21 protein-coding genes are annotated in these 18,803 nt (G+C 61.0%); 9 read left to right on the top strand and 12 right to left on the bottom strand.

From position 1 onward, the window contains the following. Window position 1: 1 nt before the first annotated feature. From ACP26L_RS04915 to ACP26L_RS04880, 8 genes are all read right to left on the bottom strand, one after another. Entirely contained in the window at window positions 2-1,579 is a 1,578-nt protein-coding gene (locus tag ACP26L_RS04915; protein ID WP_426451453.1) for a response regulator transcription factor, read from the bottom strand. Window positions 1,580-1,819: 240 nt separating this feature from the next. Then, complete coding sequence (locus ACP26L_RS04910; RefSeq protein WP_426451452.1) at window positions 1,820-2,590, bottom strand: alpha/beta hydrolase; 771 nt, start codon at window positions 2,588-2,590, stop codon at window positions 1,820-1,822. A 212-nt stretch (window positions 2,591-2,802) separates the two neighbouring features. Continuing rightward, window positions 2,803-3,060 (bottom strand): hypothetical protein, encoded by a 258-nt coding sequence (locus ACP26L_RS04905; protein ID WP_426451451.1) that lies wholly within the window; start codon window positions 3,058-3,060, stop codon window positions 2,803-2,805. 318 nt (window positions 3,061-3,378) lie between these two features. Beyond that, window positions 3,379-3,702 (bottom strand): hypothetical protein, encoded by a 324-nt coding sequence (locus ACP26L_RS04900; protein WP_426451450.1) that lies wholly within the window; start codon window positions 3,700-3,702, stop codon window positions 3,379-3,381. Window positions 3,703-4,047: 345 nt separating this feature from the next. After that, on the bottom strand, window positions 4,048-4,686 hold the full coding sequence (locus ACP26L_RS04895) for an MBL fold metallo-hydrolase (protein WP_426451449.1): 639 nt from the start codon (window positions 4,684-4,686) through the stop codon (window positions 4,048-4,050). A 3-nt stretch (window positions 4,687-4,689) separates the two neighbouring features. Continuing rightward, a complete protein-coding gene (locus ACP26L_RS04890) occupies window positions 4,690-5,256 on the bottom strand; it encodes a thioredoxin family protein (protein ID WP_426451448.1) in 567 nt (188 codons plus the stop codon). 226 nt (window positions 5,257-5,482) lie between these two features. Next, entirely contained in the window at window positions 5,483-6,109 is a 627-nt protein-coding gene (locus ACP26L_RS04885) for a DedA family protein (RefSeq protein ID WP_426451447.1), read from the bottom strand. Between the two features lie 266 nt (window positions 6,110-6,375). After that, on the bottom strand, window positions 6,376-7,275 hold the full coding sequence (locus ACP26L_RS04880; protein ID WP_426451446.1) for a LysR family transcriptional regulator: 900 nt from the start codon (window positions 7,273-7,275) through the stop codon (window positions 6,376-6,378). Window positions 7,276-7,438: 163 nt separating this feature from the next. Here ACP26L_RS04880 and ACP26L_RS04875 point away from each other — a divergent pair, with 163 nt between their 5' ends. The 7 genes from ACP26L_RS04875 to ACP26L_RS04845 all read left to right on the top strand — a co-directional run bounded on the left by ACP26L_RS04875 (window position 7,439) and on the right by ACP26L_RS04845 (window position 14,186). Then, window positions 7,439-8,041, top strand: a complete 603-nt coding sequence (locus ACP26L_RS04875; RefSeq protein ID WP_426451445.1) for an HPP family protein — start codon at window positions 7,439-7,441, stop codon at window positions 8,039-8,041. A gap of 397 nt (window positions 8,042-8,438) precedes the next feature. After that, complete coding sequence (locus tag ACP26L_RS04870; protein WP_426451444.1) at window positions 8,439-9,998, top strand: spore germination protein; 1,560 nt, start codon at window positions 8,439-8,441, stop codon at window positions 9,996-9,998. A gap of 94 nt (window positions 9,999-10,092) precedes the next feature. Further along, a complete protein-coding gene (locus ACP26L_RS04865; RefSeq protein WP_426451443.1) occupies window positions 10,093-11,298 on the top strand; it encodes a Ger(x)C family spore germination protein in 1,206 nt (401 codons plus the stop codon). Window positions 11,299-11,300: 2 nt separating this feature from the next. Then, entirely contained in the window at window positions 11,301-11,546 is a 246-nt protein-coding gene (locus ACP26L_RS04860) for a hypothetical protein (protein ID WP_426451442.1), read from the top strand. A gap of 1 nt (window position 11,547) precedes the next feature. After that, window positions 11,548-12,651 (top strand): GerAB/ArcD/ProY family transporter, encoded by a 1,104-nt coding sequence (locus ACP26L_RS04855; protein WP_426451441.1) that lies wholly within the window; start codon window positions 11,548-11,550, stop codon window positions 12,649-12,651. A gap of 28 nt (window positions 12,652-12,679) precedes the next feature. Beyond that, window positions 12,680-13,798 carry a GerAB/ArcD/ProY family transporter gene (locus ACP26L_RS04850; RefSeq protein ID WP_426451440.1) on the top strand — a complete coding sequence of 373 codons (1,119 nt, stop codon included), beginning with the start codon at window positions 12,680-12,682 and terminating at the stop codon, window positions 13,796-13,798. Between the two features lie 73 nt (window positions 13,799-13,871). Continuing rightward, the gene (locus ACP26L_RS04845; protein WP_426451439.1) at window positions 13,872-14,186 is read left to right on the top strand and encodes a dehydrogenase; all 315 of its coding nucleotides are present in this window, start codon (window positions 13,872-13,874) and stop codon (window positions 14,184-14,186) included. Between the two features lie 160 nt (window positions 14,187-14,346). On the opposite strand, the gene ACP26L_RS04840 is transcribed toward ACP26L_RS04845, so the two are convergent. The 3 genes from ACP26L_RS04840 to ACP26L_RS04830 form a co-directional block, all read right to left on the bottom strand. Continuing rightward, window positions 14,347-15,018, bottom strand: coding sequence for an NAD-dependent epimerase/dehydratase family protein (locus ACP26L_RS04840; protein ID WP_426451438.1), 672 nt, complete (start codon window positions 15,016-15,018; stop codon window positions 14,347-14,349). Window positions 15,019-15,213: 195 nt separating this feature from the next. Further along, window positions 15,214-15,837, bottom strand: a complete 624-nt coding sequence (locus ACP26L_RS04835; protein ID WP_426451437.1) for a DUF3298 domain-containing protein — start codon at window positions 15,835-15,837, stop codon at window positions 15,214-15,216. A gap of 151 nt (window positions 15,838-15,988) precedes the next feature. Beyond that, entirely contained in the window at window positions 15,989-16,372 is a 384-nt protein-coding gene (locus tag ACP26L_RS04830; protein ID WP_426454823.1) for a VOC family protein, read from the bottom strand. A gap of 223 nt (window positions 16,373-16,595) precedes the next feature. Here ACP26L_RS04830 and ACP26L_RS04825 point away from each other — a divergent pair, with 223 nt between their 5' ends. Beyond that, window positions 16,596-17,363 carry a sulfite exporter TauE/SafE family protein gene (locus ACP26L_RS04825; protein ID WP_426451436.1) on the top strand — a complete coding sequence of 256 codons (768 nt, stop codon included), beginning with the start codon at window positions 16,596-16,598 and terminating at the stop codon, window positions 17,361-17,363. Window positions 17,364-17,593: 230 nt separating this feature from the next. Here ACP26L_RS04825 and ACP26L_RS04820 read toward each other — a convergent pair whose 3' ends face one another. Continuing rightward, a complete protein-coding gene (locus tag ACP26L_RS04820; protein ID WP_426451435.1) occupies window positions 17,594-17,884 on the bottom strand; it encodes a hypothetical protein in 291 nt (96 codons plus the stop codon). A 328-nt stretch (window positions 17,885-18,212) separates the two neighbouring features. Between ACP26L_RS04820 and ACP26L_RS04815 the strand changes: the two genes are divergently transcribed. After that, entirely contained in the window at window positions 18,213-18,800 is a 588-nt protein-coding gene (locus ACP26L_RS04815; protein WP_426451434.1) for a TetR/AcrR family transcriptional regulator, read from the top strand. The last annotated feature ends 3 nt before the right edge of the window (window positions 18,801-18,803 follow it).

Genomic DNA, 18,803 nt, shown 5'->3' with positions numbered 1-18,803 from the left:
CTCAGTTCCTCTTGTATTCGGTGGGCGACACGCCGGTGCGGCTGCGGAACAGCTGGGAGAAATAGCGGTAGCTCGGGATGCCTACCTGCTCGGCGACTTCGTAGACCTTCAGCGGCGCAGACTGCAGCAGCTCCGCTGCCCGGTCGATCCGCACCCGGGTCACATACTCATTGAACGGCTCTCCCGCCTCTTCCCGGAACAGCCTGCTGAGGTAAGAGGGGCTCAGCCCGACTTCCTGTGCGATAGAGGTCAGGGTGATCGGATCGGCGAGCTTCTGCCGGATCAGCGCCTGGGCCTGCTGTACCTCCCGGCGGATCCTCGGCCGGCCGTCCCCCGATTTCTCCCGGCTTCGGAGGAGCAGGCGGGCCAGCTCGGACAGGGATTCCGCTGCTTGGAGACGCTCCAGCACCACCGCCTTCTGCTCAGGGTCCATGGAGGCCGGCAGCGTGTCTTCCCAGCGGCGGCACACCCGGCGCTTCAGCTCTGCAGGTTCCATGGCGCTGCTTCGGGCCCACGGGATCCATTCCTCCTGCAAAAAAGCTCCCAGCCGTTCCGGGTCCCGTGCGGCCTCTCTCCACTTGTCCTCCATGGCATGAAGGGCGGCGGGACCCGGAGAGGACAGGGCGGGCAGAGAAAGATCCCCGATCGCTCCGTGAATGACACGGCGGTTCTCCTCGTAGAAGGAGCACAAGGCTGCCTGCTCCGTCGCCCGGACTGCAGTCAAGAGCTCCCCGGGCTTGCCGGCCGGGCCCTTCAGCAGGGCGAACAAGCGGACACGGCCTGCAGTCTGCGGCAGTTCGCGCTCTACGCGGGCTTCCAGCCGGTCGAGCAGCCCGCACAGCAGCGCTGCAGCTTCTTCACGGCTGCTATCGCCGCCCCCGGCAGCCGGGCCGAGGAACAGCAGGAGCTCCGACTCGCTCAGGGGGGCCCAGTCCACGGCGGCATAACGGCTGTCCGCGGTCCGGCCCAGCGTCAGCTGCGCGAGCTCCTCCTGAAGCTCGTGCAGCACCTGAAGCCTGCTGTTCTTCACCGCGAAGATCAGCAGGCGGGCGGCACAGAGCGGGTAGCCTACCGGACTAGGCACACCGTCCGGCCCCGCATCACCGGTCTGCGGAGCGGCCAGCGCACGGACGAGCAGCCGCGACAGCTCCGCCCGGCGCTGCCCGCTTTCGCTGCGGCGGCGGGCCTGCTCGCGGCGGATCTCCTCCCGGGCACGGCCGAGTGCCTGGCCCAGGTCCTCCTCGTCCAGCGATACCTTGACAAGGTACTCCAAGGCCCCCAGCTTCAGCGCCTCGCGTGCGTAGCCGAACTCACTATGGCAGGTGAGCAGGATGACCTGGGCAGGCATCCCCTGCTCCCGCACCCGCCTGACGAGCTCGAGCCCGTCCATAAGCGGCATCGTAATGTCGGTGACGATCACGTCGGGGCGGATCCGGCTGCACAGCTCCAGCGCTTCCTCCCCATTCTCGGCTTCCCCCGCCAATTCCGCTCCATAGGCCTCCCAGGGGAAGGACCGCAGTTCTTGACGGAGCGGTTCTTCATCGTCCACGATCAACACGGTCAGCAGTTCTCGGTCCATTGGCTGCACCTCCACAGTTTTTTTGTAATCGCTTTCATTATTGGTGATCTGCTGCTCCTTTTTTAACGATCCCTTGATCCCCAGCATAGCACAGCCGGGTTCTTCCGTGTCAGCCCATTGCTATTTTGCAGCTGCGGTGATGCCTTCGGTCATTCCGAAAAGCCGCCGTGCAGCAAACCTGCCGGCGGCTTGGATAAGGCGTTTCCCTTCACAAGGTATGGTTCGCTGGCCGGCTCCCCATTACAGAGGCAGCCAGTTCAGTACCGACTGAATCTTGCGGTCCCAGTAGCCCCACTCATGCGTTCCCGGCTCCTCCTCGTACGTCAGTTCGAGGCCCAGCGCTCTGCAGTGATCGCGGAAGCGCACGTTGCTGTCGTAGAGAAAATCCTCGGTGCCGCAGCATTGGTACAGCTTCGGTCGTCGTCCGCCCGATGACGCCAGACGGCCGGCCAGGTGGAACAAGTCGCTGCCGCTGCCGGGAATCGCATCCGCCGAAGCGAAGATGCGGGCCGTCTCCTCCGGCACGAGCAGCGTCCGGGCGCAGTCCTCGGCGTCCAGCGCACCCGAGAGGCTTGCCGCCGCCCCGAAGCGGTCCGGACGGGTCAGCGCCAGCTTCATCGCGCCGTAGCCGCCCATGGACAAGCCGGCCACGAAGGTGCGCTCGGCCTCTTCCGCCAGCGGGAAGAACGAGCGCGCCAAGGCCGGCAGCTCCTCGCTGACGAACGTGAAATAGCGGCCGCCCTGGGCCATATCGGTATAGAAGCTGCGGTGCACATTCGGCATGACAACCGCCAGGCCGAGCGAGGCCGCATACCGCTCGATGGAGGTTCGCCGCATCCAGATCGTATGGTCGTCCGACAGACCGTGCAGCAGAAACAGCACCGGATGACGCCCGTCCCTCCGGACGGCATCCATGCCGATCTGGCCTTGGACCGCCTGAGGGAGAAGCACATACATGGAAGAAGAGATGCCCAGCGTATCCGAGAAAAAGTGACAATCGATAAAGGCCATGAGAATCCAGCTCCTTTGCTTGGGTAGGAGGGGACGCCTGTCTCATCTGCAGGCAGGCTCCGTTTCCGCTTCCAGTATATCCCCTGCAGGAAGCACTGCCAATAGGGCTTGCGAGCCGCTGTTCCGGCTCAGGCAGGGACCTTCTGGGCAGGCGGCCTCGTACACCACCTGCCCGCAGCAGTTCCCCCGCCCCTGCAGCCTCCCGCCGGACGTCAGCGCAGCACCTTGGATAACCCGCTGCGGCCTCTCCGTTTTTTGCGTTTGCCCGGCGATCGTTTCACTTCGTGGATCTCCACCGGCTGTACCGCAGCGGCCTTCGCTTCCGCCACCAGCTTCGCCACCTGCCGCACGGCCGGTGACAAGTGCTCCGCCGATTGGCAGATCGTGTTCACCTTCTCGATCGCCACCATCAGTTCATCCAGGCTCTCATTCACACTTCGCATGAACAGCGGTAATTTGCTCACGGGCATCCTCCCCTTTCGCCTATGCTTTGCTCTTTCATCGTATGCAGGGAGGCACCCGGTGGGTTTGGGCGAATGCCCCGCCCCTGTTATCTCGGACTTCCTATGTAGATGAGTCTGGGAGGCGGACCGCCCGGAGGGTAAAGGCATGACAGCCGGCGCATACGGCAGACACTGTATTACCTTCACCCTCCGAAAGGGCTCCCTGTCTTATCTTCGGCTTCCGCCACATAGGGCAGCAGACCGCAGATGTCCAAGCGGCAGGGAGCCTCATGCAGGAGCAGGCATGCCGGAGTGCCGGATGCTCGCCCTGCACCTCTTCGGGAATCAGCAGGATTTGCCGCACTTGCCGCCGCTGCGCAGGATGATGACGAGCAGGATGTAGAGTACCAGAATCGTGCCAAGGGAACTCCACGCGCCCTTCACGGGGTAGTGGGGCTTCTTGGGGGCATAGATGTTGATCTCCTCGAACATCGCGTTGACATTGACCGTCGGATAGCTCATAGGCTTCGCCATCGAGACGGGTGCTGTGGCCGTTGGCATCATGTTCGGCATCATGTTCGGCATCGAAGCCGGCAGCTGGGTCGGCATCGGGGCCGGCATGGGAGCGGGCATGGGGGCGGGCATAGTCATCGGTTGGTATTTTTCCATGATAGAGCACCTCCGTGAATTGGGCGGCCCGACTGCGGGGTGGACCCGCTTCCGCCGTGCCGCCTTCCGCTTAAGCGGGACGCTGCCCGTCAGGGCACATCAACAGTCTATGGGAGTTCACCCATCCGGGCACGGTATTCACCCAGCCCCCGGCAAAAATAGACACACGCCTCCCGCTTCCGGCTGACTCTCCCCCTGTGTTTGGTCCGGAATCCGCCCTGACGGCAGAGCCGGCGGGCGTGCCCCAGCCTTACAGACCCCTGTTTCTGTGGCGGAGGATGTACCTCCAGAGGATGCCGAAAAGCCGTCCCCCAACGGGAACGGCTCTTGGCAGCTTGGAACTGATTATACGTAAGGATTATGCTCTTTCTCGTAGCCGATCGATGTCTTCGGTCCGTGTCCCGGATAGACGATCGTATCGTCCGGCAGCTTGAACAGCTTGCCGTGAATCGAATGCAGCAGCTCATTCTCGCTTCCGCCCGCAAGATCGGTCCGGCCGACGGAGAGCTTGAACAGTACGTCTCCGCCGAACAGCCGGTTCCCATGCAGGAAAGACACGCTGCCCGGGGAGTGTCCCGGTGTGTGCAGCACCTGGAAGGAGAGGCCGAGCAGCTCCAGCTTCATGCCTTCCTCCAGCGCATACTCGGCAGGCACGGTCGTAATCGGGCCTCCAAGCTCGGGCCAGTTCTGCGATCCGTTGCGCTTCGGATTCGTGAGCCACTCCGCCTCCGCATCATGCAAATAGACGGGGCAGCCCTTCAGCTTCCGCAGCTCGTCCACCCCGCCGATATGATCGAAGTGGGCGTGGGTGAGCAGAATCGCTTCGATCTCGAGGTTCGCCACCCGCTTCAGCAGGGACTGCGGATTCATGCCGGGATCGATGACGATCCCTTTGTTCTCGCCCGGCACGGTCAGCAGGTAGGCGTTCGTCTGCAGGGGCCCGAGCGAGAACGATTCGACTTGCAGTTCTTTCGTCTGTGTCATGACTTAGAACGAGGAGAGCAGCTCACGCAGCTCGCGTACGATGACGGTTTGGTAGCCTGTGCCTTCGCCATATTGACGGCCCATCTCTTCGCGGGCCACCTTGATCTTGTCCTGGTAATCCGCCGCCTCGCGGTCCGGGTTCTCCGCCTTGAACTTCGTCATGACCGCCTGCACGTGAGCCGGACGAGGGCCCCAATGTCCAAGCACATGGCCGCTGAAATCGGTAAAAATCACGATCGGAATCGCCTCGCCGCCCCCTGTCAGGAACTGGGCCATCACATCCGGATGCTCTTCCTTGATCAGCACTTCCGTCGGAACGCCGGAGATCTCCAGCGCACGGAAGACGGCCGGCACGTTGCGCACCACATCGCCGCACCAGTCGGCGCAGAGAATCAGGCAGCGCAGATCATCACGGTTGTTCAGGGACTCGAAGAACTCCTTGTCCTCCTCATTCTCCCATGTGAACGCCTCGTACCATTCCTTGAACTTCTCTTGGTTCTTGGTCATTCCGTCGATGAACTGCTGCGGGGACAGGCCTTTGCGCAGCTTGCTGCTCAGGTTCGTGCTCATATAGGGTCATCCTCCTTAGGGAACTCGGATTACTATGATTGATTGTACCAAAAAAAGGAGCCGGCTCCAACAGGAATCGGCTCCTTTGCGCCTTGCAGGAAATGACGGTTCCCCGGTTGGTGCATCTTCCGGCATCAGAGGATTCCCGCCGGCATGACGGCTTCCTCCGGTATGTATGGGTTAGCGCCTTTCCTTCCTGCATCCGTAAGGCCTGCTGCCCGGCATGTCAAACCCGGAGATCCTTCTTGCGCGTGCTTCTGCGCTTCATCAGCTTCCAAAGCAGATACAGCACCACAATCACGACCACTCCGATCAGCAGAGGCTTCGTGAACGGGCCGGCGACCTCCTCAATCTGCTCCCAGTTGTCGCCGAGCGAACGGCCGAGCACCACGAAGAGAATCGCCCAAGGAATCGTGCCGAGCGTTGTGTAGAACAGGAACTGCCACATTGGCATGCGAGCCATTCCTGCCGGAATGGAGATCGCCTGGCGGAGCACAGGCACAAACCGGGCCAGAAACACCATCCCGGGACCGTACTTATTGAACCAGCCCTCCGCGATATCGAGGTGCTTCGGCTTCAGATGCAGGTATTTGCCGAATTTCTCGACTACCGGCCTGCCTCCATAGCGTCCGATCCAATAGAGGATCACCTGCTGAAACAAACAACCGATCGTGCCGAAGACAATGGCGCCGATCAGGGACACTTCGCCCCGGTACACGAGATAGCCCCCGAAGGCGAGAACGATCTCACTCGGGATCACCTCCAGCATGAGGCCGAGCAGAATTCCCCAGACGCCGAGCTGCTCAATAAAATGCAGCGCCGATTGGATCAAGTCATGCAGCATCTCACTCATGGTATCCAGTATCTTCCTCTCCACTCAGTTATTCGAAGCCTTGTCTCTCTATGTCTACCTTATTCTAACATATCCACCCTGATGCCGCACCCAAGGATAACCTCCTTCCGAGCCTTGCAGCCGTTCATCTTGGTGGATCCGTCCTGCCGTATGCTGATCCGCAGGACTCGGGCTTAGCAGAAACAATGGCCATCTGGCCGGGTTCCCCCTTTCATTAGGCTGAGTCGGGCTGAGCCGGCCTCCGGTGCCCCCCGGGGCATTAGCCGCTAAGTCTGCCGTCTGCCGAAGCTCTCGAGCAGGAATCCGCGCAGCTTCTCCCCCGCCCGGCTGAGTTCCCTGTGCCGCAGGGAGATCAGTCCGTGCGTCAGCGGCCGGCTGTCCAATGTCTTTACGGCGGCCAGCTCCCCGCGTTCCAATTCGCCCCTGACTACGCTGCGGGGGACATAGGCCGCCCCCCACCCGCTGAGCAGCGCCTGCCGGAGCATATCCGGCGAGGAGAATGCCGCGCGGGTCCGGGCCGCTGCACCATGCCGTCCAAGCAGGTCATCCGCTTCGGCCGTGTAGAGGCAGCCCGGTCCGAAGCCGACCACCCGGCAGCCCGGCAGGCCTCCGTATCCGCGGCGCTCAAGCTCGGCAGCCATACCGGGGACAGCTGCCCAGACGAGCTCATCCTCGAGAAGCGCATCGAAGCGCAGGTCCGCCCGGTCCGGGTCACGGGGCACCAAGCCGAGCTCCGCACGTCGCGTACGGACCGCTTCCACGGTTTCCTGCTGGAAGCCGGTCTCCACCTGCAGATCGATCCCCGGGTAGCGTTCCATAAACCTCCGGAGCGGGCCCCACAGATACCCCGCGGCAAAGGACTCGAGCACCTGCAGCTTCACCGCGCCCCGCGGTTCCCCCTCCTCCTGCAGCTCCCCGGCAAGCTCCTCCCCGAGCTCCAGAAAGCGCTGAGCGTAAAGTGCCAGCTTGCGGCCGGCTTCCGTTGGCTCCACGCCGCGGGGGAGCCGGTCGAACAACCGCCGTCCCGCCGCTTCCTCCAGCTGGCGGATCTGCGTCGTGACGGTGGACTGAACATACCCGAGACGCTCCGCCGCCCGGCTGAAGCTGCCTTCCTCGACTACCGCGAGGAAGGTGCGGAAAGCCCTCCCCTCAAACCGTTCCCACATACGGCCCGCCCCCTTTACCTGAGTCTTTGAGAAAAGCATCGAATTTCGAAATACCATCTATCGAATCCATTCATTATTCAAATGCATGACTTCATGGTAGCATAACTTCATCAGGGCTGTCACCGGACCGCCCCAGCAGATCCCGGAGAGGAAGATGCAACCCATGAACCCCCATTCCCATCCTGTACGCACGGCCCCGCCTCATTCCCATGCCGAGTCGGCACGCCTAGAAGCCCCTCCGTCCCCGGCCCTGTCTTCCGTGGAGCCTGGCCCGCATCCGGCTGCGGCACCGCTGCCGCAAGCAGCCTGGTCGCGGCACCTCACCCTTGCCCTGCAGGCGGGCGGAGCCTTCCTGGCCGTGCTCTTCGCCCTGCTCCTCGGCGGCTGGAGCGGCCTTCCGCTGCTTATGGCGCCCTTCGGCGCCTCCTGCGTCCTGGCCTTCGCACTGCCGGACAGCCCGCTGGCCCAGCCGCGCAGCATCGTCGGCGGGCACGCACTCTCCACGGCTATCGGCCTTCTGCTCCTGCACACGGCAGGCTTCCACCCGTGGAGCGCAGCGCTTGGCGTTGCCCTGGCCATCTTCCTGATGGGCCTCACGCGCACCCTGCATCCGCCGGCCGGCGCGGATCCGCTTCTCGTGCTGATCGGAGGAGCCTCGTGGAGCTTCCTCTGGACACCCGCGGTGCTCGGGGCATTATGGATCACCGCAGCGGCCTGGGCCTTCCACCGGACGGCCGGTAGACGCTATCCGCAGCGCTGGTGGTGACGCCAATGACTACAGCCGGCATTCGCCGGCTTTTTGGTTTGTCATCCTCTTTCCAAACTCTGCCCTGCCCTGCGCCATGCGTCTGTACCCCCTTTTCATCTCCCTCTGTGCCCCATTTCATTGCCCCCCAGCCTGTATAAATTCCATCAGCCCTTGCAGCCTTATCCACAGGCCCGTCTCCTCTGATCCACGCTTTCTCCCCGCTCCTGCCCGCCCTGCACACCTTCCCCGGCCCCTTCTCGGCCCGCCTGCACACTGCGTTCCCTCTGCCGTTCTTACCATGCCGAGTAAATTTTGGTGTGGGCGGTAAAACTATGCTGAGTTCAACCCTGCACCTTAAGCATCATTCTAAGCATCATTCTAAGCATCATTGAAGGAGAAAGGAGGAGTGACCTCTATGCAGCGAAAGACCGGGCAGGGAAGCGCTCCTCCTCAGCCGGGTGACCACGGGGCGCTCGGGCCCGCGCTTGCCTCCAACCTGCAGCGAATCCGTAAACAGCTGGGGGGCAGCAGGGACATTGTCATCCGCGAGATCTTCCTGGACAGCCTGCAGTCTATCCGGGCCGCCGTGCTGTACACCGATGGACTTGCGGACAAGCAGATCATTCATGAATCCATCCTCCCCTCCCTGATGACGTTATCCACCGCGCCAGCCGCTGAGCCTCCGCTACCCGAGACGGGACCGGCCCTGCTGGCCCGTATCCAGGATACCGTTCTGCAGGTAGGGGAGCTCAAAGAAATTCAGGACCTGGCCGGCGTGTTCCGGGAGATGCTCTCCGGCAATACGCTCCTGCTTGTCGACGGGGCTTCTTCTGCGCTGTCTGTGGGGACGCCCGGCTGGAAAGACCGGGCCATCTCCGAGCCCGCCGTACAGAACGCCATCCGCGGCCCGCGCGAGAGCTTCACCGAAACGCTGCGGACCAATACGGCTCTGGTCCGCCGGCGCATCCGGGACGAACGCCTGCGATGCGAGCAGCGCTCCATCGGCTCCGTCACGAACACGGAAATCGCGGTCATGTATGTCGACGGTCTGGCCGATCCCTCGGTGCTTCAGGAGATCGAAGCGAGGCTCGGACGGATCCGCACGGATGCGATCCTGGAGAGCGGGTATATCGAGGAATTCATCCAGGACAAAACTCTTACGCCCTTCCCAACGCTGCTCAATTCCGAGCGGCCGGATGTCATTGCCGCCGGTCTGCTGGAAGGCCGGGTGGCCATCCTGGTCGACGGCACGCCGTTCGTCCTGCTCGTTCCCGCCCTGTTCGACCAGTTCTTCCAGTCGGCTGAGGATTACTACCAGCGGGCCGACATCGCCATCTTCCTGCGCGTTCTCCGGTATTTGAGCTTTTTCATCGCGCTGCTCGGACCGTCCTTGTATATTGCTGTAACGACGTTCCACCAGGATCTGCTGCCGACCCAGCTCCTGATCTCCCTCGCGTCCCAGCGGGAGGGCATTCCGTTCCCCGCCTTCGTGGAGGCGATGATGATGGAGATCGCCTTCGAGATTCTGCGCGAAGCGGGGGTCCGCATGCCCAAGGCCATCGGACAGGCCGTATCGATAGTAGGCGCCCTCGTCATCGGTCAGGCCGCCGTGGAGGCGGGCATCGTCTCGGCGGCCATGGTCATTGTCGTCTCGCTGACGGCGATCTCGAACTTTGTGTTCCCGTCGTTCAACATGGCCATCTCCGTCCGCCTCCTGCGCTTCGGCATGATGCTGCTGGCGGCGACTTTCGGCTTCTTCGGCGTCACGATCGGCCTGCTTGCCATTGTCATCCATCTGTGCTCGCTGCGCTCGTTTGGCGTTCCGTACATGTCTCCCTTCGGGCCGTTTAACCTTCAGGATCAGGAGGATGCCATCCTCCGGCTGCCGCACCGCATGCTGAACAAGCGGCCCCGGATTGTGGGTACGCCTGATGTCGTGCGCGACCGGACACCCGACTCGGAGCCGGAGAGCTGACGCCGAGGTTCCCCGGGAACCGGCATCAGAGACAGGACAGCATCACGGCGGCCTGCTGCGGCAGCCTTCAATCTAACGGTAACGGGTGGTACATATGATGCAACTCCTGATTCGCCTGGTCCTCTGCCTGCTTCTCCTGCTGGGACTTCCGGGCTGCTGGAACCGCCGCGAGCTGAACGATATCGCGATTGCTGTAGGTCTGGCGATTGACTGGGATCCGAAGGGCCAATACGTGATTACCGCGCAGATCGTCGATCCCGGTGAGGTAGCCCCGCGGAAGGGCGGCGGCACCGCAACCGCCGTATCCACCTATGAAGCAAGGAACGAGTCCGTATCGGAGGCGCTGCGGAAGATGACTACGGTGCTGCCAAGGAAGATTTACCTGTCCCACCTCCAGATTCTGGTGCTGGGTGAAACGCTCGCGGAGCGGGGCATTGCCGAATCCCTGGAATTCCTGTCCCGCAACCATGAGGTGCGCTCTGATTTTTTCGTGGTGCTAAGCAAGAATACCAAGGCCGGGGACATCCTGAATGTACTGACACCGCTGGAGAAGATTCCGTCCCAGAAGCTGCGCAAATCGCTGGAGACCTCGGAGAAAAGCTGGGCTCCGACCCATACAATCCAGCTAGACGAGCTTATCACCGATATGCTCGAGCCTGGCAGGAGTCCTGTGCTGACAGGTGTCAGAATCGAAGGCAGCAAGTCCAAAGGCAAAACCAGAGATGGCCTGGCCTCCGTCACTCCAGCAGGGGTGCTCGAGTATGCCAATCTGGCCGTCATACGCAGGGACCGCCTGGCGGGATGGCTGAACGAACAGGAAAGCAAGGGCTACAACTATATTAAGGGGAATGTAAAAAATACGGTCGGCACGATCGGATGCGGGGGCAAGGGGAGCGTTTCCGTGGAAGCATTTAACACCAAATCAACCGTCAGAGCTTTCGTTGACAAGGGGACTCCTTCCATCGTGGTCAGCCTGATGACCGAGAGCAACGTGACGGAGGTCCACTGCGATGTCGATCTCAGCAAGCCGGAGGCAATTCGGATGCTGGAGCAGGAAGCCGGGAAGCGGACGAAGGAAGTCGTGAGGGCCGCGATTCAAAAGGCGAAGAAGCTGAAATCGGATATTTTCGGCTTCGGGGAGATCATTCATCAAAAGGATCCGAAGCTCTGGGCCGGACTCAAGGAGGACTGGAATGCCCAGTTCGTCAAGCTGCCCGTCACCGTCGTGGTGGACGCCCATATCCGACGGACCGGCACGACCAACAAGTCCTATCTGAACAAATTGAAAGGAGGGGAGTGAGTATGTTGAGCAGCACCGCCCTGCTCCTGCTTGCGGCCGTTATCGCGTACAAGGAATTCCCCCGTATGCGGCGGGAACGCCGGTACCGGGATCTTGTGGTCTTTACGGTGATGCTCCTCACCGGCACGCTCCTCGGCATCCTGCAGGCTGCCCGGGTCCCTCTGCCGAACCCGCTCGATTGGATGACTGCGGTCTATCGGCCCGTCAGCCGGGGACTGGATGCTTTGATCGGATGGAGGGAGTCCTAGCGTGAATAGGGAACAAATCTCGGTATCCCAGCTGTCGGCATTGATGTGCATGTTCATCATCAGCTCCTCCACGCTGCTGATTCCCACCTTCCTTGCAGCACAGGCCAAGCAGGACGCCTGGATCGCCGTCGGCGCCGGCATCACCGCCGCTTGTCTGCTCGTGCCGCTGTATACGAAGCTCAGCGGCGCCTATCCGAGAATGACGCTCGTGGAATATTCCGAAGCGATTCTCGGCAGGCTGCCGGGCAAAGCCGTCGGCCTGCTCTTTTTGGCTTATCTGCTTATCATCACCTCCGGTCTTCTGCGACAGCTGGGCGAGATGATCACGACACTCACCCTGCCACAGACACCGATTCAGGCGATCCACGCCGTCATGGTGCTCCTGTTGGTCTTCTCGGTGCGGAGGGGGCTCGAGACGGTCGGCAGAGCCTCGGAAATTTTCCTCCCCTGGGTGCTGCTCTTTATTATCTGCTTCCTGCTGCTCCTGTCACCGGAGATTCATTTGCGCAACCTGCTGCCCATTATGGAACACGGACTGCCGCCGATCGTGAAAGGGAGCATTACCCAGATCGGTATCCCCTACCTCGATCTCGTTATCTTTCTGATGATTATCCCCCACCTCCGGCATCCCGAGAAGTCGGGGAGGGCCTTCCGCTTTGCCATGCTCTCCGGCGGAGGGATCGTCCTCCTCTTCACGCTGTTCGCCATTCTCGTGCTCGGAGCCTCTACGACCGAGCGGTCGGTCTATCCGCTGTTTCAGATGGCGCAGAAGGTGAATATCGGGAACTTCATCCAGCGGATCGAGGTTCTGGTGGGCGGACTCTGGTTCATCTCCTTGTTCTTCAAAATTACGGTGTGCCTGTACGCCTGCGCTCTGTGCGCCTCCCAGCTCTTCGGGCTGAGAGGCTACCGGGAAATCACGTATCCGCTGGGCCTGATGATCTGGGTGCTCGCTATGGTCATCGCTCCAAGCTCCGTCTACTTCATGAACTTTGTCCAGGAGATCTGGACGATCAGCACCCTCCCCTACGGCCTTCTGCTGCCGCTCCTGCTGCTTGCCGTGCATACTTTCAAACAGCGCTCCATCCGCAAAAAACGCCTCTAGGAACGCCCCTAGGAAAGGAGTTTCCATGATGACCAAACCGCTTCTGAACACCAGACAGCTGTACTGCCTTGTCTTTTTGTTCGAGCTGGGCAGCGCTGTGATCGTCGGCCTTGGGATGCAGGCCGAACGGGATGCCTGGCTCGCCATCCTGATCGGCATGGGCGCAGGTCTGCTGCTGGCAGGCGTGTTCCTTTATGTATACCGCCGGCATGAAGGACACTCGCTCATCGGGATTCTTCAGCTCCGGCTGGGTAAGGCGGCCGGCCGGGTGGTCGGCGTGGTGTATGTGGCCTACTTCCTCTATATCGCCGCCCGGGTCCTCCGGGATTTCGGAGAGGTGCTCGTCACGACGCTCCTCGACCAGACGCCGCTGTTCTCGGTGAATGCCCTGATGATCACCGTCGTCTGCTGGTCGTTATCCCTGGGAGTCGAGGTGGTCGGACGTGCGGCCGAGATTATCATCCGGCTGGTAGGCTTCATGGCCCTCGCTACGGTTCCTGCCATACTCGCATCCGACATCCTGGATCCCCACCGCTTTCTGCCCATTCTGGAGAAGGGGCTTACGCCTGTAATCAAGACCGCATTCCCGCTGACCTTCACCTTCCCGTTCGGCGAAACCATCGCCTTCATGATGATCCTGCCTCATCTGTGCAGCGGCCGGAGTGCGGCCCGCCCGTTCCTGCTCGCGATGCTGTCGGCCGGACTTACGCTGACCGCCGTCGTCTCGCTTGACATTGCGGTGCTGGGCCCCGGACGTGCCGCAGCCGAGCAGTTCCCCCTGCTCGCCGCTCTCGGCAAGATTCAGGTAGGCGAGGTCATTCAGCGGCTGGATGCAGTCGCCCTCAGCACTCTGATTCTTGGGGGTTATTTCAAAATCACCGTCTTCACGTACGCAGGGGTTCGCGGCTTGGCGGAGCTGACCCGAACCACCGGACGCAAAGTTCAGCTAGCCCAGCTCGCCTTGACAGGCCTGCTGCTCCTGGCCGCCTCCGTCGGCATGAGTTCGAGCTTTCCCGAGCATATCGATGTCGGGCTCAAGAAGGTCCCATACCAGATGCATCTGCCGCTGCAGGCGGGTATTCCGCTGCTTCTCGCTCTGCTGGCGATCGTATTCTCTCGCCGCAAACCGGCTTATCCCGCTTCCTGAAGCTGCTCGGCTTCCCTGTACCCATCGCGCCCTTCCGTGCATACCATGCTGTATGGAAGGAGAGTGGGCCCCCATGAATCCCGGCAACAAAATGAAGCACAGCCAGCCGCTTCCCTCCGCCCGCCAGATCCGGCGCACCTGCAGCCGCGAGCTGTACCGTGCGCGGAAGAAGCTCGGCGGGTGGATTCCGCCCGAACAGGTGAGTCAGGCCGATGAGCTCTACTACAAAAAAGTGCTGCTGAACCTGCCCTATATCGCCGAGAACGGCAGCAACCGAAAGCTGCTTGCGGACTGGTTCGACGAGAATGTCTGCGGGGAGATCGCCGCGCTGTGGAACGTGGAGTCGGAGGCGCTTGGACGCGCTTTCCGCGAGTCCTTCGGCGGCTGAGCCTGCCGGCCGGCACATCAAAAAGCTCCCAACACCTATGGAAAAGGGCTGTTTCCCATAGGTCCGGGAGCTTTTTCAATTGGCCGGGAGAGACTCTCCTCTCTCAGGGACTTGGGCGCCATCCTGGAGCGGCCAGACTCTCCTGAAGGGGTGCAGCCGGTCAATGGGAGAGCGCTTCGATCTCCTCCGATTCCCACACATGCTCCCCCGCCGATTCCCTGCGGGCCGCACGAATCATCCCCCGTGCCACGGAAGCGGCATGAATGGGCTTGTACCTCTGCAGCGGTCCGCGGAACAGGAACGGCAGTGCGCCGCTTACGGCTTCAGCGAGCTTCTCCCCGGGACGGTTGTCGTTCTTCCGCTGACCGAGCAGCAGCGAGGGCCTGAAGAAGTGAAGCTCGGGAAGCCCCAGGGCGCGGAGGGCCGCCTCCATCTCCCCTTTGACCCGGCTGTAGAAGAACATGGACTTCGGATCGGCTCCGGTAGAGGAGACCACGAGGACCCTCGAAGCCCCATGAGCGCGTGCCAGTCGTCCCAGCGTCAGCGGATAATCGAAGTCCACCCGCCGAAAAGGCTCCTTCGCTCCGGCCTTCTTCATCGTGGTGCCGAGCGCACAGAAGACATCCGCGCCCGGCAGCTTGTCCCGGAGCAGAGACTCCAGCCGAGACTCGCTCCAATCGGTGACGAGCTCCTCCGGCCGCCCGCCCTCCCAGTCCGTGCGGCTGCGGACCAGTGCAATCACCTCATCGTACGCCGCATCCTCCGTCAGCAGCCGGACGAGTTCCCTGCCGATCAATCCCGTAGCCCCCGCTACGATCGCTGTCCTTGTCATCTTGTAAGCCCTCCTGCCTGCTATAACTCCTCTGGTCCAGATGCCGTTTGTTCTTAAGCTGCCGTTTGTTTCTCCGCTGCCCGGGGGCCAGCCAGCCCCGGCTTGTCCGCCCTCCCGGAGCCCGGAACCGGAAGGTGGCCCCGAAGGTTCAGGAGCCGTATCCGGCAGGGACTCTGCGAGGGAAACCCGCCTGCTTCACATCAACCGGCCGATCGGGCCCTGCGGATCAATGATATCCTTTACCTCGGCGAACGGAATCTCGAAAGTCGGGAACCCGTACACATAAGGCGTGTATTCGTAGAGCTGGAAGTAAATGCCGATCGCTTTGTCCGTCAAATAGTACGGTTGATCCGGCGTGATCGTCTTGAATTCCGCGAGCATCGGAATGTCGCGTGCCTTGAACTCCCTGGCGATGATTCCCGATAGCCGGCCGATGTAATCGCTCCCCGGCTTGAACAGATCGGCGAGCGTATACAGCCGGCCATCTACGAGATCGAAGGTCTGGGAGCTCTGGTACGTCATGCCGTGGGCGGCCTTCTCCGCATAGCCATAATTCTCATAGAGCAGGCTCAGCAGCTCTTTTTTGTGCAGCTTGACATGGTAAGTTCCGGTGATCGTCTTCGTCTTATCCTGCACATAGCCCTGGATGCGAATCAAATCATAGATGGCGTCCAGGATGGCGTGATTCACCATCCGCTGCACGAAGCCGTTCCGCAGTCCGGCCACCTGCGGGTATTTGATATCCAGTCTAGGTTTGACGAGCCGTCGGGTAATGATGCGCTCCCGCGGAGCCCGGTCCAAGTCATTGACCCATTCCATGGTTCTTCTTCTCCCCCATCGCGTTCAGGACGCGGCTGCATCCCTTCGGATGCCCGTTCCCGGTACCCTACGATATGCGGGTGAATACCCATGGGTGACAGCCCTGAGCCATCCCTCATAGGCCGGCCGGCGGAATAACCTTCAGCCTTCCTCAGGGCGCCGGCTGGAACAATTCGAGCCGTTCCCCGTCCGGCCCCAGGAAGAATGCGATCTTAACGCCGTTCAGAATGATCTTCGGGCCTTCGCTCTCGAGACGGATTCCGAGCCCCTGCAGCCGCGCAATCTCCTCTTCGATATCACTCACCGTGAAAGCCACGTGGTTGACAATCCCTGCGCCGGAGAGCCCCTCCGTTCCGCGGCCGACCAGCTCGATCTCTATGCGCTCCGACCCGGGGAAGGACAGGAAGCCAAGCTCCGGCCCATTCTCAATCCGCTCCCTCCGCGCGAGCCGCAGACCCAGCACTTCCGTATAGAACCGGATCGATGCATCCATATCGCTGACCATGATACCAATGTGCTCCAGCTTGTGAATCATCAACGCCACACACCTTTCATCTCCCGAATGATTGCAGATCTTAAGAGGTTCCGGCTTGAACATAACATGCCGGCATGCCAAAATGCAACGCCGCACTAACGCTGTGACGTTGCATCAGAGGAGATTGCCCCGGGAGTCTTCCAGGGCTATACTGAAATCTGTTCTTTAGCCAAGCGGCGCAGAACCTTTCGTATATTCTGGAGTACCCAAAGGAGAGGTTGTCATGGAATGGCCTTCAACAGATATGCTCTTATTCCTGATCGCCGCCGGATTCGTGGCCTCGTTCATCGATTCGGTCGTGGGCGGCGGCGGATTGATCTCGGTTCCCGCGCTCATGCTCACGGGGCTGCCCCCCAGCATGGTGCTCGGTACGAATAAGCTCGGCGGCACGCTGTCCTCCCTGACGAGCACCGCCTCCTTCCTCGCTTCGGGCAAGGTCAGCGGCAGGCTGGTGCTGCTGCTCTTCCCCTTATCGTTCGCGGGATCGGCGCTCGGGACCTATGCGGTCCACCTCGTTCCTTCCTCTTTCATGCGCCCGCTCGTTGTCGTCATGCTCATCGCTGTGCTCGTCTATACTCTGTTCAAAAAGAATTGGGACGGCACCGGCCAGCAGCTGCAGTGGACCGGCCTGCGCCGGATCGTTATCGGCCTGGTGGCATTGGTGATCGGGTTCTACGACGGCTTTTTCGGCCCCGGAACCGGCTCATTCCTGCTCTTCGTTTTCCTGCTGTTCGGCTATGACTTCGTTGGGGCGAGCGCCAATGCCAAGGTGCTTAATTTCGCAAGCAACGTCGCGTCTCTCGGCGCCTTCTTCCTCCTCGATTCCGTGCATCTGGGATACGGGATTCCCATGGGCCTCGCCATGATCGCCGGCGCCCTGGTCGGCTCGCAGCTCGCCATCCGCAAGGGATCGACTTACGTCAAGCCGCTGTTCATTATTGTGACCGGCATCCTGATCGGCAAACAACTCTGGGACCTGGCGGCCGGCTGACAGACGAATAGGCCCAGCACTGAAGAAAAGGAAGAACGGATTCGAAGATTCGATAGGGAAATGACGGCCTGGAGGGGATGAGGGAATGCCGGGGATTGTGCGGCAGGGAGATCGTACCCGGGCGTCATCAGGCTTGTCCGGTGTTCACCCAGAGACAAGAACGGCGGCAGATATCCCACCATTCCCGGCTGCCGGTCCCGCCGAACGGGGACCTTTGGATCCGCATGTGATCAGACGCCGAAGACGGCGACGGTGGAGAGGTGATCCGTGAGGTTCACGCGGCGTGCCTGGTTGCTCAGCATCTCGGTGAACGGGTTATTGACGACATGGGGATTTCCTACCGGACGGATGTCGTTCCAGACGCATTCCACGCCGCGTCCTCCCGCATCTCCCGCGAACATTTTGCAGCCTCCGCAGAAGTTCATCTTTTGGTTCTCGTCGAGCGTAACGATTTTATTGCGAAGACAGCAGTAAATCTTGCCGTTCGTATCGGTGAGGTTGATGTGGTTGATCTGACGCATATGCATGCGCTCCTTTCTGATGTCTGATATTCGAAGTGTAGAAGTGTAATGGTACCTGTTCGGTCAAACCGCTCTCTCTGAAATTCCATAAAAGAGTAATACCCATTATATTCAAACCTGAAACTTTCTATGTAGGATAACCGCCTTGTTGTCCAAAAAAAGATCGGTTTCGGGCACCGACGGCTCTGTAAACGGGCCGCTCTCTTCGTCGGTCGAAGAACCAGAAAGAGGGATACTTCCTGCACGCTTGCCTTAGGCGGTCTGGAGGAGTATACTCTGGAGAGTAAGCTAACTAACGTTAGTTAGTAACGGAAGGGAAAGAAGCTTCATGAGCTTTACCACCTTGAAAGAAGCGGCCCTGCGCCTCTTCGCCGCAGGCGGGTATGATGCGGTCCCTCTCTCGGAGATTGCCCGGGAGGCCGGAATCAAGACGCCGTCCATCTATTCCCATTTTAAAAGCAAGGACGATCTGTTCCTCGCCGTATTCGAAGACTGCCTGCAGGAGCATTCCCGCCGCATGCGAGCTCTCCTGGGCCGCCTGGAAGGAAGGACCGTGGAAGAGCAGTTGTTCACCATCCTGCGGGACGTCAGCCGGACCTATCTGCTCAGTGACGAGGGGATGACCTTCCTGAAGCGGACCATGCTGTTTCCACCCCTCTCCCTGCAGGAAACGCTGCGCGGAAGGTTCGCGGCCACGGAGCAAGAACTGAACGCCCTGCTGCTCCGCTTGTTCCTTCGTGGCATGGAAGAAGGGATCCTGCGTCCGGAAGCGCCCGAAGACCTGGCGGCCTCGTTCTACTGCATGCTGGACGGTTCGTTCCTGCAGCAGTTTTATTATCAGCCGGACGAGTATGCCCACCGTATCGAAGCGGTATGGCGGATCTATTGGAAGGGCATTTCGACTGCAAAGGAGTAACCA

The sequence above is a fragment of the Paenibacillus sp. S-38 genome (genome assembly GCF_049942825.1).
Taxonomy (GTDB): Bacteria; Bacillota; Bacilli; order Paenibacillales; family NBRC-103111; genus Paenibacillus_G.
Note: the sequence above shows the minus strand (reverse complement) of the source record. Positions and strands in the feature narration are given on the sequence as shown.

Bases quoted from the DNA above. Each gene is read 5' to 3' on its own strand.
- ACP26L_RS04915 (WP_426451453.1), bottom strand. From the start codon at position 1,579: ATGGACCGAGAACTGCTGACCGTGTTGATCGTGGACGATGAAGAACCG.
- ACP26L_RS04910 (WP_426451452.1), bottom strand. From the start codon at position 2,590: ATGGCCTTTATCGATTGTCACTTTTTCTCGGATACGCTGGGCATCTCT.
- ACP26L_RS04905 (WP_426451451.1), bottom strand. From the start codon at position 3,060: ATGCCCGTGAGCAAATTACCGCTGTTCATGCGAAGTGTGAATGAGAGC.
- ACP26L_RS04900 (WP_426451450.1), bottom strand. From the start codon at position 3,702: ATGGAAAAATACCAACCGATGACTATGCCCGCCCCCATGCCCGCTCCC.
- ACP26L_RS04895 (WP_426451449.1), bottom strand. From the start codon at position 4,686: ATGACACAGACGAAAGAACTGCAAGTCGAATCGTTCTCGCTCGGGCCC.
- ACP26L_RS04890 (WP_426451448.1), bottom strand. From the start codon at position 5,256: ATGAGCACGAACCTGAGCAGCAAGCTGCGCAAAGGCCTGTCCCCGCAG.
- ACP26L_RS04885 (WP_426451447.1), bottom strand. From the start codon at position 6,109: ATGAGTGAGATGCTGCATGACTTGATCCAATCGGCGCTGCATTTTATT.
- ACP26L_RS04880 (WP_426451446.1), bottom strand. From the start codon at position 7,275: ATGTGGGAACGGTTTGAGGGGAGGGCTTTCCGCACCTTCCTCGCGGTA.
- ACP26L_RS04875 (WP_426451445.1), top strand. From the start codon at position 7,439: ATGAACCCCCATTCCCATCCTGTACGCACGGCCCCGCCTCATTCCCAT.
- ACP26L_RS04870 (WP_426451444.1), top strand. From the start codon at position 8,439: ATGCAGCGAAAGACCGGGCAGGGAAGCGCTCCTCCTCAGCCGGGTGAC.
- ACP26L_RS04865 (WP_426451443.1), top strand. From the start codon at position 10,093: ATGATGCAACTCCTGATTCGCCTGGTCCTCTGCCTGCTTCTCCTGCTG.
- ACP26L_RS04860 (WP_426451442.1), top strand. From the start codon at position 11,301: ATGTTGAGCAGCACCGCCCTGCTCCTGCTTGCGGCCGTTATCGCGTAC.
- ACP26L_RS04850 (WP_426451440.1), top strand. From the start codon at position 12,680: ATGACCAAACCGCTTCTGAACACCAGACAGCTGTACTGCCTTGTCTTT.
- ACP26L_RS04845 (WP_426451439.1), top strand. From the start codon at position 13,872: ATGAATCCCGGCAACAAAATGAAGCACAGCCAGCCGCTTCCCTCCGCC.
- ACP26L_RS04840 (WP_426451438.1), bottom strand. From the start codon at position 15,018: ATGACAAGGACAGCGATCGTAGCGGGGGCTACGGGATTGATCGGCAGG.
- ACP26L_RS04835 (WP_426451437.1), bottom strand. From the start codon at position 15,837: ATGGAATGGGTCAATGACTTGGACCGGGCTCCGCGGGAGCGCATCATT.
- ACP26L_RS04830 (WP_426454823.1), bottom strand. From the start codon at position 16,372: ATGATTCACAAGCTGGAGCACATTGGTATCATGGTCAGCGATATGGAT.
- ACP26L_RS04825 (WP_426451436.1), top strand. From the start codon at position 16,596: ATGGAATGGCCTTCAACAGATATGCTCTTATTCCTGATCGCCGCCGGA.
- ACP26L_RS04820 (WP_426451435.1), bottom strand. From the start codon at position 17,884: ATGCGTCAGATCAACCACATCAACCTCACCGATACGAACGGCAAGATT.
- ACP26L_RS04815 (WP_426451434.1), top strand. From the start codon at position 18,213: ATGAGCTTTACCACCTTGAAAGAAGCGGCCCTGCGCCTCTTCGCCGCA.